The sequence below is a fragment of the Streptomyces xylophagus genome (assembly GCF_000716435.1).
In the GTDB taxonomy this organism is placed as follows: Bacteria; Actinomycetota; Actinomycetes; order Streptomycetales; family Streptomycetaceae; genus Streptomyces; species Streptomyces xylophagus.
Genome location: NZ_JNWO01000001.1, coordinates 709,350 through 726,358, shown reverse-complemented (window position 1 = coordinate 726,358; position 17,009 = coordinate 709,350). Strand labels below are relative to the sequence as shown.

General features: G+C 70.0%; 14 protein-coding genes. 3 read left to right on the top strand and 11 right to left on the bottom strand.

From position 1 onward, the window contains the following. The first annotated feature begins 153 nt into the window (after positions 1-153). From OO70_RS03215 to OO70_RS03205, 3 genes are read left to right on the top strand one after another with little or no spacing between them, the layout of a single operon-like run. Positions 154-4,308 carry a CHAT domain-containing tetratricopeptide repeat protein gene (locus OO70_RS03215; protein ID WP_043663274.1) on the top strand — a complete coding sequence of 1,385 codons (4,155 nt, stop codon included), beginning with the start codon at positions 154-156 and terminating at the stop codon, positions 4,306-4,308. Between the two features lie 20 nt (positions 4,309-4,328). Beyond that, complete coding sequence (locus OO70_RS03210) at positions 4,329-4,754, top strand: hypothetical protein (RefSeq protein ID WP_043663271.1); 426 nt, start codon at positions 4,329-4,331, stop codon at positions 4,752-4,754. Continuing rightward, positions 4,748-5,695, top strand: coding sequence for a hypothetical protein (locus OO70_RS03205; RefSeq protein ID WP_043663269.1), 948 nt, complete (start codon positions 4,748-4,750; stop codon positions 5,693-5,695). The genes OO70_RS03210 and OO70_RS03205 overlap by 7 nt, the downstream gene beginning before the upstream one ends. 344 nt (positions 5,696-6,039) lie before the next feature. Here OO70_RS03205 and OO70_RS03200 read toward each other — a convergent pair whose 3' ends face one another. From OO70_RS03200 to OO70_RS03155, 11 genes are all read right to left on the bottom strand, one after another. Continuing rightward, entirely contained in the window at positions 6,040-6,690 is a 651-nt protein-coding gene (locus tag OO70_RS03200) for a PIG-L deacetylase family protein (protein ID WP_043663267.1), read from the bottom strand. Then, positions 6,687-7,997, bottom strand: a complete 1,311-nt coding sequence (locus tag OO70_RS03195) for a phosphodiester glycosidase family protein (RefSeq protein ID WP_051740540.1) — start codon at positions 7,995-7,997, stop codon at positions 6,687-6,689. Before OO70_RS03195 ends, OO70_RS03200 begins: the two co-directional genes overlap by 4 nt. Next, the gene (locus OO70_RS03190) at positions 7,994-9,016 is read right to left on the bottom strand and encodes a phosphotransferase (RefSeq protein WP_043663264.1); all 1,023 of its coding nucleotides are present in this window, start codon (positions 9,014-9,016) and stop codon (positions 7,994-7,996) included. The genes OO70_RS03195 and OO70_RS03190 overlap by 4 nt, the downstream gene beginning before the upstream one ends. Continuing rightward, positions 9,013-10,527, bottom strand: a complete 1,515-nt coding sequence (locus OO70_RS03185; protein ID WP_051740539.1) for a Gfo/Idh/MocA family oxidoreductase — start codon at positions 10,525-10,527, stop codon at positions 9,013-9,015. Before OO70_RS03185 ends, OO70_RS03190 begins: the two co-directional genes overlap by 4 nt. A gap of 51 nt (positions 10,528-10,578) precedes the next feature. Beyond that, positions 10,579-11,721 carry an LLM class flavin-dependent oxidoreductase gene (locus tag OO70_RS03180; protein ID WP_043663261.1) on the bottom strand — a complete coding sequence of 381 codons (1,143 nt, stop codon included), beginning with the start codon at positions 11,719-11,721 and terminating at the stop codon, positions 10,579-10,581. 33 nt (positions 11,722-11,754) lie between these two features. After that, on the bottom strand, positions 11,755-12,741 hold the full coding sequence (locus tag OO70_RS03175; protein WP_234336679.1) for an Ldh family oxidoreductase: 987 nt from the start codon (positions 12,739-12,741) through the stop codon (positions 11,755-11,757). Between the two features lie 2 nt (positions 12,742-12,743). Continuing rightward, positions 12,744-12,878 (bottom strand): hypothetical protein, encoded by a 135-nt coding sequence (locus tag OO70_RS56590; protein ID WP_267881203.1) that lies wholly within the window; start codon positions 12,876-12,878, stop codon positions 12,744-12,746. 170 nt (positions 12,879-13,048) lie between these two features. Further along, positions 13,049-13,936, bottom strand: coding sequence for a phosphotransferase family protein (locus OO70_RS03170; RefSeq protein WP_043663259.1), 888 nt, complete (start codon positions 13,934-13,936; stop codon positions 13,049-13,051). 315 nt (positions 13,937-14,251) lie between these two features. Further along, positions 14,252-15,430, bottom strand: coding sequence for a GNAT family N-acetyltransferase (locus OO70_RS03165; RefSeq protein ID WP_043663257.1), 1,179 nt, complete (start codon positions 15,428-15,430; stop codon positions 14,252-14,254). Between the two features lie 16 nt (positions 15,431-15,446). After that, positions 15,447-15,980 (bottom strand): MaoC family dehydratase, encoded by a 534-nt coding sequence (locus OO70_RS03160; protein ID WP_043663255.1) that lies wholly within the window; start codon positions 15,978-15,980, stop codon positions 15,447-15,449. After that, positions 15,973-16,896 carry an HpcH/HpaI aldolase/citrate lyase family protein gene (locus tag OO70_RS03155; protein WP_051740538.1) on the bottom strand — a complete coding sequence of 308 codons (924 nt, stop codon included), beginning with the start codon at positions 16,894-16,896 and terminating at the stop codon, positions 15,973-15,975. The genes OO70_RS03160 and OO70_RS03155 overlap by 8 nt, the downstream gene beginning before the upstream one ends. Positions 16,897-17,009 lie beyond the last annotated feature (113 nt).

The window sequence follows — 17,009 nt, the reverse complement described above, 5'->3', positions numbered from 1 at the left end:
TCGGACCTCACTGCTCTCTTGCAGAATTCCGCAGATACCGGAGATGCCGGCCGTTACCGTGGACCAATGGCCTTATTCCGCCGTCGCAGGGCCCAGGAATCCGGCAGGTCGGCGAAAGCAGAGTCGAACGGGCTGGCCGATACTGTACGGGAGTTGGCGTTCGCTCCGAGCTGGGGCGACGTGCGGGACACGCTCCATGCCCACCCCGAGCTGTTGAGCGACGCCGGCATCGAGCTGTTCGAGCAGCTCATCACTCGGCTCCAAGCGGTGGACGACGTCGACGGGGTGCGCCAGTACGAGCGGTACCGTGCTCTGCTCGTGCTGGCTCGCAGGATCGGTGTCGACGACGCGGTCGCCGAGCTGATCGAGGACGACTTGTCCCCCGAACTGCGGTCAGTCCTGGCCCCGTTGTCCGAGTATTCGGCTCGCGGGATTGTCGAGCCGGGGCAGCTCTCGTCCCTCCGCAGGGCTTTGGGGCTGACCGCCCCGGACCGGGCTCCGAAGATGTGGGCCTCACTGCACGGCATGCTCGGCGAAGCCCTTCTCGACGACTCCACGGGCGATCACGGCCAGAATGTCGAGGAGGCGATCGCGGCCTTTCGGACGGCCCTCGCCCGGCAGTCGACAGCTGTGCAGCCGGTCCTGTGGGCCATCACCCAGAACAATCTGGCGCGGGCGTTCACCGAACGTGTCCAGGGTGACGCCGAACAGAACAACGCTCAGGCCGTCGCCGCCTTCCGCCAGGCCCTCGAGCCGTTCACGGACGAGGCGGGGCCGCGGATCATCGCCGTGGACATGGAGCGGACCCTCCAGCTGCTGGCCGTCGGGACGGCCGCTGAACTGCGCCACGCGATCGACATCCTCCGGCAGACTCTCGAGGTCGTCCACGAGATGGCCGCATCCGACATCGTGGCCGACCTCCCCCGGGTGGCAGCGCTTCTCGGGGACCAGGTGCGCTTGTCGATGGACGACCAGGACGCCTTTACGGAAGCGCCCGACGCTCCCAGGTCGGACGGACAGGCGTGGGAGCATGCGCTGGTCGGCGCGAGGCTGTTGAACGAGTACCGCGAGGCTGAGGATGGCGACAGCCTCGGGCGTGCGTTGACACACCTGGAAGAGGCGGCGCGAACCATAGACGTGTCGTCCCCGCGCCGGGGCTACGTCCTGGACTTGCTCGGAGAAGCGCTCTGGCGCTACCACGAACGAGTTCAAGACCCGAGGGCGCGTGAGCAGGCGATCAGCGCGCACCGGGAGGCCAGCGCTCTGCTCCCCCATGGTTCCCCCGCTCACCTCGCCACTCTGGCAAATTTGGCAGAGGGTCTGAATAGGCGTTACAAGGAGACCGGAGAGCGACAAGACCTGGACGAAGCCGTCGAACTGGCCGGTGAGATCCTCTCCTTGCTGCCCCCCGATTCTCCGGAGCGCGCCCCCCTTCTCCAGCGGCTCGGCGCCTACCGTCTCCTGCGGTACTACGACACCAACGATCTGGCGGACCTGGACGCCGCCCTGGAGGCGCTCGTTGTGGCGGAGGAGCTGGGCCGGTCCGACGGCGCGGACCGGCTCGCGACCCTGACCAACCTGTCCAGCGCCTTATGCGCCCGGTTCGAGCATGCCGGCGACATCGTCGATCTGGACCGGGCCATCGCCCTCGACCGCGAAGCACTCGACCACGCCGACCGGTACCCGACCCGTTCGGTGCTGCTCAACCGTCTGGGCGGCAGTCTCCAGGACCGATTCCGGGGCACGGCCCGGTCGACCGACCTCGACCAGGCGATCGAATCCCTCCGGCAGGCCCTGGAACTCACCCCGGAGACCGCGCCCGACCGGGCCGATCTGCTAGTAGGGCTGGGGATGGCCCTGAGTACCCGCTATGACCTGGCCCAGGACGTCGCCGATCTCGGCGAGAGCATCGCCCTCGTCGAGCAAGCCGTCGAGCGCTGCCCACCTGGGACGCCCTACCGGGACGTCGCGTTGAACGCGCTCAGCTTCGTACTCAGGGACCGCTACTTCCGCACCGGGGACCTTGCGGACCTCGCGCAGTCGATTGAGCTCGCCCGAGCCGCGCTGGAGCTGACGCCTGCGGGATCCCCGAGCCGGTGGGCGCATCTGATGGGCCTCGGCATCGCAGTGCGTCATCGATATGAGCGCAGCGGCGATCCGTCCGATCTGGACGAGGCGATCACGCTGTGGCAGGAGGCGCTCGATGGTGCCCTTGACACGCCCTCGGTGCAGGCATCGATTCTCACCGGCCTTGCGCTTGCGTACTACGGCAAGCATCGGCATACCCGTGACGCCAGAGACCTCCAGGAGGGGATCGACAGGGCACGGAAGGTAGTCGAACTGACCGCCCCGTCGGCAGCATTGTCCGGCAGCGCGGTCAACTCTCTGGCCACTGGCCTGCTGGAACGCTTCTGGCGCGACCGCGACCCCAGTGATCTCGATGAGGCCGAGGCGATGCTGCGGCAGGCTGCTGCCGCGCACCAGGGCGGGGTGCACGGCCTCCTGTATCTGCACGGCACCCTGGCGCGGGTGCTGAGCAACCGCTACCAGCACGCGGTGGTGGGCGACCCGGCGGAGCTGGAGGAGGCGCGCTCGCTCTTCCGCCAGGCGGTGACTGCGGGCCTGGTGCTCAGCCCGGAGGATGCCCGCGCCGACAGCATGGCGTGGGGTTCGTGGGCTGCCGGGCGCAACTCCTGGGACGAGGCGGCGGAAGCCTACGGCTACGGCTTGCAGGCGATGGAGCAGCTCTTCCGTGTGCAGCTGACCCGAGCTGCCAAGGAACAGGAGCTGCACGACGCGCAAGGGCTGGCGGCAGCTGCCGCATACGCGCTGGCCAGGTCAGGCGCCCCCGCCGATGCGGCAGTGGCGCTGGAACGGGGCAGGGCCCTGATCCTTTCGGAGACGCTCGAACGTACCCGCGCCGGACTGGAAGAGCTCACCGCAAGGGGACGTGAAGATCTCGTCGAGCACTACCGACAGAGCAGTGGAGTCCTCGCCAAGCTCGAGTACCGGGCGCTGGTCGGCGTGGATGGTCCCGCAGCTGCGATTCGAGCGCCCGGATCCGGTCACGGAGGCGACCTCACCAGCGAACTGCGCACCGCCCGTGCCGCGCTGGACGCTGCCATCACCGCCATCCGCCGGGTCGAGGGATACGAGCGGTTCCTCGACCCGCCCCGCTTCGACGACCTGCGGGCCGCGGCGACGACCCCTCTCGTGTACCTGGCGTCGGTGGAGCAGGGCGGGATCGCCCTGGTCGTCTCCGGCGACGAGGTCGAGGTGTGCTGGCTGCCGGCACTGACCGACGCGATCGTGCGCACGCTGGTGGAGACGTATCTGCAGGCGTATCGGGCGCGCCGCACCGAAGCCGCCGCCTGGGAGCGGGAACTGGACGACACGACGGCTCGGCTGTGGGACATGGTCATGGAACCCGTGGTCGCGGCCCTCGCGCCCGCACCCCGGGCGGCGCTGGTGCCCGCGGGGCTGCTGGGCCTGCTTCCGCTGCACGCCGCTTGGCGCCCGGATGCCACAGCACCGAGCGGACGCCGCTACGCGCTCGACGACCTGCTGCTCACCTACAGTCCCAATGCCCGCACCCGCGTGGCCGCGGCTGAGCAGGCCCGCGTGGCCGCTTGTGACGGAGTGCTGGCCGTCGAGGACCCGCGCCCGGTGAGCGCGGGTCCGTTGCCGGCGGCCGGGTACGAGGTGCGGGCCGCCCTCGGCCACTTCGCCCGCGCCCGCCGCCTCGACGGTGCCCGGGCCGCCCTGCCGGCGGTGAAGGCGGCGCTGGGCGAGCACCCGGTGCTCCACTTCGCCTGCCATGGGTTCGCGGACGTCGCCGAGCCGCTCGCCAGCGGGCTCCTGCTCGCCGACGACGAGTCGCTGACCCTGCGCGACATTTTGGGGCATGGCTCCCTGGGTGCACGGCTGGTGGTCCTCTCCGCCTGCGAGACGGCCGTGCCCGGCGCAAACCTGCCTGACGAAGTGGTGAGCCTGCCTGCGGGCCTGCTCCAGGCAGGCGTGGCGGGTGTGGTCGGATCACTGTGGTCGGTCTCCGACGCGAGCACGATGGCACTGATGGCTCGCTTCTACAAACTGTGGCGCGCGGACGGACTGGATCCTCCCGAGGCGTTGCGCCGGGCACAGCAGTGGGTCCGTGACACCCCCAACGGTGCGAAGCGCGTCACCTTTGCGGACATCGGGGAACTGAGCGGGAGCCGAGTGCCGGCCAAGGCACAGGAACTGTGGGAGCGGGCGCGGGCGCATCGTTCTCCTTACTACTGGGCTGCATTCGTGTATGTGGGGGAATGAACTGCGGAAGACTGCACCCCGTGGACGACGACGCGATTCTCGAGGCCATGCGGACGCTCCGCGGGTACCTTCCCGGCCTCGTCGGCGACGCCGAGGCCGGAGGGATCGACCGTGAACTGGCGGACCTGCTCGTCAGCACGGCTGACGTCGCAGAGGTCATAGACCTGGGCCTGCAGGTGTTGCAGCGGGACGAGGCGGTCGCCGAATGGGCGGCCGCGTTCCTGGCCGACGGCTTCCCGCCTGATGTCCGCGCGCTGATCGAGGAGCGCGAGCGCTACTCCGGGCTGCCCGGGCTCGGCGAACCGCCACCGGCCGCCCGGCGCTATGCGTGCCCGAACGGTGACTTCGTCCGCTGGCGGCGAGGTGCCGAACCACTGCCCCCGTGCCCCACCCACAGTCTCCCGCTGGCCGAGGCCCCGGCCGGCGTCGGCGACCCTCCATGCTGACCGCCTTCTGGCAGGGGTTGGGGCAGTCCCTCGCCGGGCGCTGGTTCGCCGCCATGTTCACCCCGGCCTTTCTCTTCTGGGCGGCCGGAGTCACCGCCGGCGTGTGGGGGCCAGGCGGAGCTGCCGGATGGCGGGCGGTCCGGGACCGGCTCACCAACGGCTCGGACACCACGACCGTCGTGCTCCTGGCCGTGTCCCTCGCGGGGATCGCCCTCTCCGGAGCAGTGGTGAACAGGCTGACGCCCACCGCCCTGCGGTTCCTCGAAGGTTACTGGCCGGCCCCGCTCGGCTGGGCGGAGCGCTGCTTCCGCGCCCGCCAGCAGCATCGCCGCACCCGGCACGACGACCGGTTCCAGCAGCACGCGCCGAGTATCGAGAACGGCTCCGCCTCGGCCCAGGTGCGTCGCGAGTACGCGGCGGCCGACCGGGGGCTGCGCCTGTTCCCCAGCGAGCCGACTCCGACCGATCCCGAGCGCCTCATGCCGACCCGGCTCGGGAACATCCTCCGAGCGGCGGAGACTCGGCCACTGGACAAGTACGGCCTCGACCCGGTCAAGTGCTGGCCGCGACTGTGGCTCGTCCTCCCGGACGAGACGAAGAAGACGCTCAACGAGGCCCGTGCGGTACTCGACGCCACGGCCACCGTCTGGATCTGGGGCGTGCTGTCGCTGGTCTGGTCCCCATGGGCGTGGTGGATCGCCCCGGCCGGGATCTGCGCAAGCACGGGGGCATACCTCTGGCTGCTCGGACAGGCGGTGACCTTCGGGGAACTCGTCGAATCCGCCTTCGACATCCATCGGCGGCAGCTGTACGAAGCCCTTCGCTGGCCGCTCCCTGCGAACCCGGCGGCGGAGCGGGCTGCCGGGATGGCGGTGACCGCCTACCTCTGGTGGGGATCCGACGAGCCGTCACCGACGTTCCAGCCCGGCAGCCCGCCGTGACCCGATCGCCCACGCCACTGACCGACGCGGCCGCGGTCTCGGACGGTGCCGGACTGGCCAGTCGACTGCAGCGGTAGACGCGCGAACGCGTCGCCTCCTACGTGCGGGCCGGCTTCAAGCCCACTCCGGCGAAGCGGCGGCCGGCCGCTCCCCCGCGCTCCGCATCGCGCTGGGCAACGGCTCCCCGGCCGTCGTCACCGCGACGACCAAGTCGTGGGCGCCGTGGCGTTCGAAGTCAGCAACGGCAAGGTCGCGTCCCTGCTCGGCGCAGGACGGCTCGCGCGCCTCAGCTCAACGAGACCTGGCGGCCGCCACCGTCTACTTGATCGCGCCCGTCGTGTCCTTCAGTAACGAGTTGCGAACTCGATTTGTCTCGCGGTGCGGAAGAGCTCGGCGTAGACCACGTCGGGTGGGAAGCGCTCGACGACCCGGTGATGTACGTGTTGGCGGTAGCCGACCTCGGCCAGTTTCCGGAAGACTTCCATGTCGAGTTGCTGCTGGGAGGCGAAGCACTTCAGTGCGGCTTCCTTCGTGTCCAGGAGTTCTTGGGTCCCCATGAAGACGTTGGTGGGTTCGAAGTTGACGCTGTAGGGAGAGCGGAAGTAGGTGAGGTCGTTGGCTTCGCGTAGGGCGACCGTTGTCACCTCTTGCGCGGCGATGCTGTGGTCGAGGTGCTGGTCGTCGGGAAAATGGGTGTAGACGACGTCGGGGCGTGTCTCACGGAAGACCCTGAAAAGCTCGGCGTTGATCTCCCCTCGGTGCTCGACGAACCGGGTGTCGGGGATGTCGGAGAAGGTGTACTCGTCCACGCCCAGGATGGTGCCGGCGGCCCGTGACTCCTCCTGCCGCGGTGCCGTGCCGTCCGGGTCCACGGCTCCGGTGGTCAGGCAGTGCACCCGGACCCGGGCGCCGTTGAGGGCATACCAGCGCATGCGCATGGCCATGGCGATTTCGGGGTCGTCGGGGTGGGCTCCGACGACGAGGACGGTCGTCATCTAGTTCCTTTTCGGCGACCGGTGCTGATGGCGAAGGCGCTGCGCAGGACCCGGCCGTCCAGGCCCTGCCAGCGGAAGTGCTCCCTTGAGCTGCGGGGCCATTGGAGGTAGTGCATGCTGCCGGCCACTTCGGCCGTACCTCCGGTGGTGAAGGCGACCTTCGACGATGCCCCGCCGTCCAGGTGGTAGACGTGCTGGGGATCGAGCCCTTCGCGCGCACACAACTCGACGGTCTCCGCGGGGGTGACGCCGCGGAAGGTCTTCGACTTCGGGGCGCCGTCGAGGACCTGGAACCACAACTCCCGTGCGTGCAGGGCGATCAGGGTGCGGGCGTAGCGCGTGTCGCGGAACGGGTCGGTGCCCAGGCACTGGTCGTATCCGTGGCAGCGTCCTGCTGCTGCGTCGGCGACGCTGGGCCCGATCGAGAGGCCGTGGTCGAGGTCGCGTACGTCCAGCCCGTCGATCTGCGTGATCTCGACCGTCGCGCCCACCCGGAGGTGTGCGGCTTGCGCGCGGCCGGCGCGCAGTACGAAGTTGCCGGCGAACAGGTCGGCGCCTCCGCCCTGGTGTATCGCCGTCACGCGATGGCCGTCTCCCGGCGTCCAGGAGACGACGAGGTCGACAGCGGTGGGATCGATGGGGGTGGTGTTGGTGGACGGGTCCACATCGCGCAGGAATCCGGTGCGCGGTTCGTCGGTGTAGCGGACGCGGCAGTTCGCGGCGCCGAAGACGGTGAGCGCGCCGGGCTCGCGCCGAGCGTCGCTCCCTGGTTCCTTGGAGCCGGCCCACCGGTAGGGCCGTCCCTGGATGGTCAGACTTCCGGAGGCCTTCAGCCTGCCGATCGCGGCGTGGCCGTGATGGGTGAGGAACGCGGGCTTGGAGGCTGTGGGCAGGCTCGTCACCTGGCCGGTCCGGCAGCAGAAGTCGAGATAGGGCTCGGCCGGCTGGTAGGAGGGGTCGTCGCTGATGAAGGAGAACGAGCCGCTGACGGCCGCGACCGTAGTGTCCGTGAGCAGGTCACGGAGGTGGAATCCGCCCGCAGCCGTAACGGCCTGGGCCTGGGCCTGTTCCAGGTCGAGGCGGAGCGTGAAGGCGTTGGTGAAGCAGCCCTCCCCCAGTTCCACGGCCGTGGCGTGGAAGCGGATGCCGGGGGCGATCGCGAGTCGGCGTTCGGGGACGCGTACGGCGAAAGCGCACTGGTCCCCGGCAAGGGACTGGATATCCGGGACGCGGTAGCCGAGAGCGCGCAGGGCGGCCATCGCCTGCCGGTCCTCCTCGCTGGGGAGTTCGGACACCAGCGTGTTCATGACGCTGCCCTCTGGGTGGCTTCGGCGGCCTGCACCAGGTCGTGCACGGTGAACGTTCCGCTGTCCAGGAATCCCAGGACCCGCTCGCGGAACGGGCTCGTGGACACGGTCGGCCCCGGGAGGGGGTAGGGCACGGTCTCGTCCAGTCGGTACAGGACCACCCCGGCCACGATCTTGGCCATGAGCAGTGCCTCCGCGGGTGGCAGGCGCTGCGCCGGCGGGGCATCGAAGTAGGCGGTGAGGAGGGCGGGCACGAGTGTCCGCAGGCGCTCGGTCTGGCCGAGGTGGTGGATCAGCAGGTGGGCCAGGAAGTAGGCGATGTCGTACGGCGGCCAGCCCCGGTGAGCGTTGTCAAGGTCGCACAGGGCCATGTCACCGGCGGCGAGGCTGAGGTTCTTGGGGGCGAGGTCACCGAGGACCAACTGGTGGGAACGGGCGGCGAGTTCCTCACACGCCTGCGCGAGCAGGGCGTGGCCGGGGGCGCGCAGGCAGTAGAGGAACGAGCGTTCCTGGAAGAAGCGGTTGCTGTGGGTGCGGAACTCGGTGTCGGTGTCCTGGGTGGCATGGTGGATGCGGCGCACTGTCCTGCCCAGCCGGGTCATCTCTTCGACGGTGGCCGGGCGTTCGGCGAGGTGCTCGTCGTAGCTGCGGCCGTCGGGGAAGACGTCGGCCAGGATCATGGTGTGGGTCTCGGCATGGAAGCCGAGGACCTGGGGGAAGACCGCCGGCTCGACCCGCCCGTAGACCTGAAGGGCCTGGCGTTCGTCGTCGATGAGCGTCGGGTCGGTCCGCAGCGCGGGCATGCGGGCGTAGTGGTCACCACGGATCTTGACGATCACGGCTGTACGGCTGCCGCGGACCCGGAAGACGTGGCTGACGTTGCCGCCATGGACGCGTTCGGTCCCGGTGATCGGCCCGACGTGCCTGCGGCAGGAGGCGAGGAGGCCGGGCAGGGCAGGACCCAGCAGATCGGACAGAGTCGGCAGCGGCTGCGCTGGTGTCGGCGGGCGAAGATTCACCGTGCCGCCTCCATCCGGGTCGGGACTGCCGGTGCGGGCTTCGGTGCGGTTCGGAAGTCCAGTTGGCTTACGGGGGACGCGCCGATCCACTGCTGCGCCATCGAGAGATAGGCACCCGCCATCAGCGTGGCTCCCCGGCGATGGCTGGTGAGCTCGGAGGACATCGCGTCGCGAGTGCGTCGGCCGGCCAGGTATTCGAGGAACTCCCATGTCGCGCGGCGACGGGAGGATTCCTGGGTCGGCAGCGCCACCTGGGAGTCGGAGGCCGCCGTGAGTGTCCCGAAGTTGAGGCTGTCGTACTTGATCCAGCCGGGGTGGAACGCGCTGTTGCGGAAAACCTGCACCTGGACGTGGCGTTCGCGGCCCGGTGCGTAAGGGTCCGTGCTGGGTGTCCCGTCGTGGAGGGTCTGCAGGGAGTGGAAGTGGAGGGCCTGGAACGGGCCTTGCATGATGATGTGGCTCTCGTGGCGGACCCGGCCGTTGCCCTTGTAGAGGCTGGCGTGGTCGGGGGCCAGGCTGCCGCGCTGGGAGAAGCCGTTGTGCACGAGGTTGATGGTGCCCAGCGTCATCGTCCGGCCGCTGCTCTTGTAGGCCATGGATATGAAGGCGTCGACTTCCCCGAACAGCCGTGTCGCCGCGCGCAGTTCGCCGTCGGTGTACGGGTTGCGCGCCGCCAAGCCGGGGAAGAGCCGTTCGTGGTCCTGGACCCCCAGCTGGGCGAGGAAGTCGGCGGGACGGCTGACGTGGGCGTGGATGTCGACGGCGTCGAGGTGCTTGCCGTTCGTCTCGCCGGCCTGCAAGAGCCACGGCGCGATGTCGAAGAAGTGGTATCCGCTGTGGGCGGCCTTGCCGTGCCCCTGGTTGAAGCCGTGGTAGGAGATGTCGAGCAGTTCGTCCGGCAGTCGCCACTGCCCGTCGCTGTGAAAGGACTGGATGCTGGTGACCGGGCAGTTGGTCTGTGCCGCGACTTCGGCGATGTACTGCCGCATCCGCCAGAAGGCCGGGTGGTAGCGGCGCTGGCTCTGGACGCTGACCATGATCTGCGGGAATCTGCGCCGGGCCTTGTCGTAGCACTCCAGCAGGACGTCGAAGTCGGTGAGGATGGCTTCGGCTTTCTCCGGGTTCACCGAGCAGCCGGCGTGGACACTGAGCGGCTTGTCCAGGAGCACGCTCAGGCCTCGCTCCAGCGCCCACCGCACGTAGACCATGTGATAGGCGGGCTCGGTGGACACCACGACGGCGTCGATGCCGCGGCGCTCCACGACCGTGTCCAGGGCGCGGCGGACCGCCTCGGGCAGGGCCGGGACGCGGGAGTCGAAGGGTTCGATCAGCGTCACCGGCACCGACCGGGGCCCGTCGTCGGCGTTGTAGGGCACCAGCACGTCCGTTGCCCCCAGGAGGTCCACGCCGCAGACCGTGCCGACGAGGCCGGCACTCTGCCCGGCGGCCAGTACCGGCAGGTGACTCCTGCGGGCGTGGGGGCCGACGCCGAGCACCAGGAAGTTGTTCATTGAGTCGTCCTCTCGTGCACAGCGGGACCGAGCGCGTGGCGGTTGACGGGGTCAGCGGTGTGCGGTGGCTGCCAGGCCTCGTCGGCGTAGTTCGGGCAGCACGCCTTCGCCGACCATGTACGCCTCCTCCAGGTGCGGGAATCCGGACAGGATGAACTCGTCGATGCCCAGGCCCGCGTACTCGGCGATGCGGTCGGCGACCTCGGTGTGGCTGCCGACGAGCGCGGTGCCGGCGCCGCCGCGCAGCAGGCCCACCCCGGCCCAGACGTTGGGGTAGACCTCCAGATCAGCGGGCTTCCAGCCGTCACGGAAGCGTTGGTTCAGCGCGCTCATCCGGGCCTGGCCCGTCGATTCGCTGGCCGCCAGGACGCTCTGGACCTTGCTGACGTGGGCCGGATCGATGCCCTTGATGAGGCGCTCGGCCGCCGCCCAGGCTTCTGCGGCCGTGTCCCGGGCCACGACGTGGAAGCGGATCCCGAACCGCATCTCCCTGCCGTGCTCATGGGCGAGTCCGCGTATCCAGGCGAGTTTCTGCGCGACCTGGTCGGGCGGCTCACCCCAGGTGAGGTACGTGTCCACGTGGCGGGCCGCGACCGGGCCCGCCTCCGGGGAGGATCCGCCGAAGTACAGCCGGGGCAGCGGATCGGGCGGGGCCAGTACGGTCGCGCCGAGGACGTCGTAGTGCTCGCCCTTGAAGGTGAGCGGCTCGCCGCTCCAGGCGCCGCGCAGCACGGTGAGGAACTCGTCGGTGCGGGCGTAGCGGTCCGCCTTGGCCAGGTGGTCGCCGAAGCGGGCCTGCTCGTCGCGTTCGCCACCGGTCACCACGTTGAGGAGCAGTCGGCCGCCGGACAGCCGCTGGAAGGTGCTGGCCTGCTGCGCGGCGAGGGTCGGAGAGATGAAGCCCGGCCGGAAGGCGACCAGGAACTTCAGCCGCTCGGTCTCCTGCGCGAGCGCGGCGCAGGTCAGCCAGGCGTCCTCGCACCAGGTGCCGGTCGGGGTCAGCACGGCGTCGAAACCGGCCTCTTCGGCGGCCCTCGCGACCTGCGTCATATAGCGGATGGTCGGCGCCCTGAACCGGTCCGCGGTGGGGGCGAGCGATGCAACGGCTTCACCCTCCGGGCCGTGCGTGCCGCGGGTTCCCACGGTCAGGGACCGGCCGTCGGCCGCGGTGGGAAGGAACCAGTGAATCTGCATGCCGTACTCCGTCCAGGAGATGGTGCCGGGCAGTCAGTCGGAAGCGAAGTCGCCAGCAGCGCGCGCTTGCAGCCGGCGGTACACGGCGGCGTCCAGCTCGACGCTGCCGGTGGCCAGGGCGTGGTCCGCGCGCTCCTTGCTCATCTGGCCGGGCAGGCGCACGGGGGCGCCGTCCCGTGTCACCGCGCTCCTCATCGCGTCGACGAGCTGGGTGTTCCGCTCGGGGAACCCCGTGACCTGCCCGCCGAAGGACGGGTCCAGGGCCACGAACGTGTAGCCGGTGCTCCAGGTGGAGTCCACGTCCGCGCCCATGGGGAAGGCGAAGAGCGATCCGGTGAGGATCTGCACGAGCAGGGAGAGGGCGAAGCCGCGGTGCTCGCCGAACACCACCGCCGAGGTTGCGGCGTCGGCATCGTCGGTCGGGTTCCCGCGGTCGTCCACGAAGCAGCCGTACGGGAGCGGGCCGCCGGTACGCCGGGCCTCCCAGAGGACTCCCATGGGCGCCAGGGTGGTGGACATGTCCGCGACGAGGGGCTCGTTGAGCGTGGGGATGGCGAAGGAGAGCGGGTTCACCCCGAGAACGGGGCTCCGGCCGCCGTGGACCGTCGCCTCGGCCCGAGAGGTGTTCATCACGACGCCGAGATAGCCGTGTTCGGCGATCCGCTCGCTCCACTGCGCGAGGATGCCGTACCGCTGCGTGTTGATCATGCCGACGATCCCGGCGCCGAACTCCGCGGCCTTGCCCACCGCGACCTCGGCGGCGTAGGCCGCGCTGATCGGTCCGATCTCCCGGTGGGCGTCGATGACCGCCAGCGCCCCGTGCTCCCGCACGATCTGCGGGGAGCCTTCGCGCTGAGAGAAGAACTGGGCTTCGAAGCAGAACTTCGCGATGCCGTGCGCTCCCCTGCCCCGCAGCTCACCGGCCAGGTAGCGCTCGACGACGAACTCGGCCTTGTCCTTGGGAACGGATGCTGCCCGGCAGGCCTCGCCCATGAGGTCACGCAGAGATCCGATGGTCACCCTCACTGGTGGTCTCCCTCCGGGCGCTGTGGAACGAAGGGGGACGGAATGTCCGTGAGGGCTGCGCGCGGCGGGTTCAGTCGCCCGGCGCGCGGGTTCGTGGTGAGGGCGTGGGCGATGCCGTGTTGCAGGGGCATGCTGCTCTCCTGTCGTGGAGAAGAGTGATGCGTTCGGGTGTGCGCCGGAGGCCGGCGGGTACGCCGACGGAACGCGTCACACGGATGACGTCGACGCGTAGATCACGGGGGTCGGGCCGGGCCGTTGCCCTACGGCTGTAGCCCGGTTACGACATGACCGGCTGGGACGGCTACTGGTACTCGTGCGTCATGCGCGTGAGGATGAGGTGGCCGCGCTCGACGAGCTCCGGCTGCTGCTTGGTGAGTCCGGAGTCCAGGTAGGAGACGCCGAGCCTCGTGGTCAGCAGGCGCAGGACGCGCTCCTCGCTGTCGGACAGCGGGCGGCCGTAGCCGGAGAAGTAGGCGGCCTTGAGGTCGGGGCGCACGACCCAGACCGCGCCGCACAGCCACACGAACTCCTCGACCGCGATGCCCGGGGCGAACATCTCGAAGTCGATCACTCCGTGGCCGTGTTCCGGGTGCCACATCCAGTTGCGGGTGGCGTAGTCACCGTGCCGGTCCACGGCCGGGACTTCCTCGGCCAGTTCCGGCAGCTCCCGGGACACGCACCGCACCAGGTCACGCTGCGAGGTGTCGAGGTGTCCGCCGGTGCTCTCCAGGCAGGCGGCGGCTTCCTCGGCCTGGGTTGCCATGGACGCGCGGATGTCCTCGCGGACCTGGTCCGAGGCGGCGTCGGAGTGATCGTGCCAGCGCCGGAGCAGGTGCCCGGCGAGTTCATACACGCGCCGCTCCTCCTCCACGTCCAGGGGCAGATCCCGTACGACGTCGCCCGGCTGCCGCGACGTCATGAGTACTTGGAGGTCGGGGTCCGAGGCCAGGAGGCGGGGGGCCTCGTGGGCGGCGAGTGCGCGCGCCGCGTACGCGAGGCCGCGGATCTCCCGCTCGTAGTCCCTCGGGCTCGGGCTGATCTTCACGAAGACGGCGTCCGCGCCCGCCGCCAACCGCCAGACCCTGGAGCTGCCCCGGGGCCAGGACACGTCCGTGACCTGCTCCGCGCCGGGCAGGTGACTGGATACCCATCGCCGCAGGTCAGCAGGGATAGGAGTGTTCTGGGTCATGAAGGGTTGTTCTCCGGATCGCGTGGGAGCAGCGGCAGCCCGCAAGGGCTGGGTGAGCTGTGTGGTGGCCGCGGCGACGCCTTGACTGTACCCACCCGCGAGAGGCGGGGGTGTCCGGCGAGGCGTCGCCCGAAGGGCGGGGACTTCGGGAATCCGGCTTGGTGCCGGCTGGGTCGCCAGTGCCGACGGCTGCGTACTGGACAACGCTGTTCTCCTCTCGGTTGGCGTGTTCACTCGTCTTGGCGATCAGGCGGGCGTGGAGTCCGCGTCCGCCGATCCACCGGAAGGGCGGCGGGGTGGTGGCGTCGGTGGGGGTCAGAAGTAGTCCGCCAGCCACGGTTCGCGATCTGCGGTTGCGGTCAGCAGTTGGGCGAGCGCTCGTGGGTCTCCGTGCACTCCGGCGATCTCCGCGGCGGCCACGCTGCGGTATCCCCCGGCGTACCAGACCGCGATCTGCCCCCTGGTCAGGGTGAGTTGTCCTATCCGAGCGGTGGGTTCCAGTTCCCCTTCGCCGCCGGTGATCCGCAGGACGAACCGTTGCGTGGCGTTGCCGTCCTCGGTGACGACCTCGATCGGCAGGGTGAGGTCCAGTTCGTCGGGCCAGCCGCGCAGTTGCACCGCCTGCACCGGATCCAGGAGGCGCAGCATCCACGGGTGCCAGGCACGTGCCGCGAGAGAGCTGGAGCGGTGCAGGTGGTGCAGCAGCAGAAGTGTGGGCGGCAGTCCGGTCCGCTGGAAGAAGACGCTGGGGATACGGCTGTTGTGCCGGCCGAGGAAGGCGAACATGGCGGCGGCCGCCGCCTGGTCGCCCGCCCAGAAGTCGTAGACCACCAGGCGTCGCCCCTCGGATGGGTGTCGCTCGCTGCCCACGGACAGCACACCGGTCGGCGGCTGGCCGGGCCGGTTGAACCGGTAGGTGGCGATGTCGTGGTGCTGTTGCTGCTGCCAGGTCTGCCACCAGTCCGGACGCTCCCACGGTCCGTTCCACCGCGCGGCCAGCTCGTTGGACAGCAGGCGGGCCTGTTCGTCTGTTCCGTGGGTGATCTCGAAACCGGATTCGCGGAAGCTGCGCCGCAGTTCGTCGGTGGGGACGGTCCACGAGTACACCTGGGTCGGCGCCTCCCACCCCAGGCGGCGGACGTAGCCGGTGGAGGCGGTCCACAGGGTGGCCACGACCGCGCCCTGCTCCTGTAGGGGCCGCAGCCGCTCGGCGACCAGTTCGCCCGCGAGCTGGCCACCGCGTTCCTCCGGGGCCACGCATCCGCAGGCCATGCTGGCCGCGGGCACCGGCCGGCCGCCGAAGTACTGCGGGATCAGCAGTCCCAGGCCGCCGGCGACGATCTTCTCGTCGCGGACCGCGACACGGCGGTCGGCGTGCGCGCCGAGGCGCAGGATGTCCTCCACCGGGTGGCCGTACGCGCGCCGTGCCAGCGTGTCGTACGTCCGCCACTGCTCGTCGTCGGCTTCCACGATGTCCAGTGCCGGAGTGGTCATGCCGTGCCCTCCCCTTCTAGTAGTTGGTCGTGTCGCGCACGACGTTCGCGTCGGCGGGGACGAGGAAGGTGCGGGTGCAGGTGAAGACCCGCTGGTCGTGCTGGTTGTAGCCCGAGATCCGGCAGGTGACGATTCCGTATTCGGGGCGGGTCTTGGAGCGGCGTGCGGTGAGGACCTCGCTCTGCGCGCGGAGGGTGTCGCCGACGTGCACGGGCTGCTCGAAGCGCACCTCGTCCAGGCCGAGGTTCGCGGTCGTCAGAGCGCTCGTGGTGCGGACGGTGAGGCCCAAGACGATGTTCATGGTGAGGATCCCGCAGACCAGCACCTGGTCACGGCCGGTCCGGTTGCAGAACTCGACGTCGGAGTGGACCGGCGCCTCGTTCCCGGTGAGCGCGAGGATCTGGACGTGTTCCGTCTCCGTCACGGTCCGGGCCGGCCGGTGCTCGATGACCGTGCCCACGATGTTGGCGAAGTCCTCAAGACCGAGACCGACCGATTCACGGTTCCGGTTCTCACTGATGCGGTGAAAGCCCTGCGGAACGCTACTCACTGCGTGCCTCCGTAGACGTGACGGATGCGGGGACGGTGCCCGCCCGGGCGGTCAGGGCGCGGGCTGCGGCGACGAGCGGCGGACCCACCATGTGACCGTCAACGGTGGTGATCTGTCCGTGGGCGGCGTCGGCAGCGGCCACCACGGCTTGCGCTGCGGCGAGTTCCTGGGCGGTCGGCCGGAACGCCTCCTGAATGACGGGGAGTTGGCGGGGGTGTACGGCGACCTTGCCGAGGTACCCGAGTTCCACGGCTTCTTCGGCCTCACGCCTGAGCCCGTCGGCATCACGCAGGTCGAAGTACGGCGAGTCGATCGCGGGGAGTCCCGCGGCAGCGACCTCGGCAGAAAGGACGGATCGGGGGTGCCACAGAGCTCGGCTGTTGAGACGGCAGTGGGCGGCGGCCGCGTAGTCGGCGGCCCCGAACAACACCCCGGCCAGCGCCGGGGTCTGCAGGATGGCGCTCAGGCGCTGGATGCCCAGTGGCGTCTCGATCAGTGCCCAGACGCGACGCTCCCCGTGTTCGGCACCGATGATCTTCGCGACCATGTCCACGTCTCGCGCGGACTCGACCTTGGGCACGAGCAGCACGGCGGGCCGCACACCGGACTCGGCTATCGCCACCAGGTCCTTCAGGCCGTGCACCGTGCCCGGAGCGTTGATCCGCACCCCCAGCACCGTGCTGCCGGAGCCAACGATCTCCGCGCTCTGGGACAGACAGGCGATCACCGCCTTCCGGGCGGCGTTCTTGCCGTCAGGCGGAACGGAGTCCTCCAGGTCGATCAGGGCGACGTCCGCGCCCGAGCCAGCTGCTGCTTCGAACCGGCCGGGAGTGGACGCCGGGGTGACCAGCCAGGTGCTGCGGCCGCTGGTGGGCGCACTCCGGCTGCTGCCGGGGAGAGATGGGGAACACTGCATGCCGCCTCCTGTGGTCTGCTGCGACTCTCCGAGGATGGGCTCAACTGTTCGACCCCGTCGACCGGTTGGAGGGGGTCCCGAGGGGGTCCCGTACCGCGAAGGAGTCACCGGAC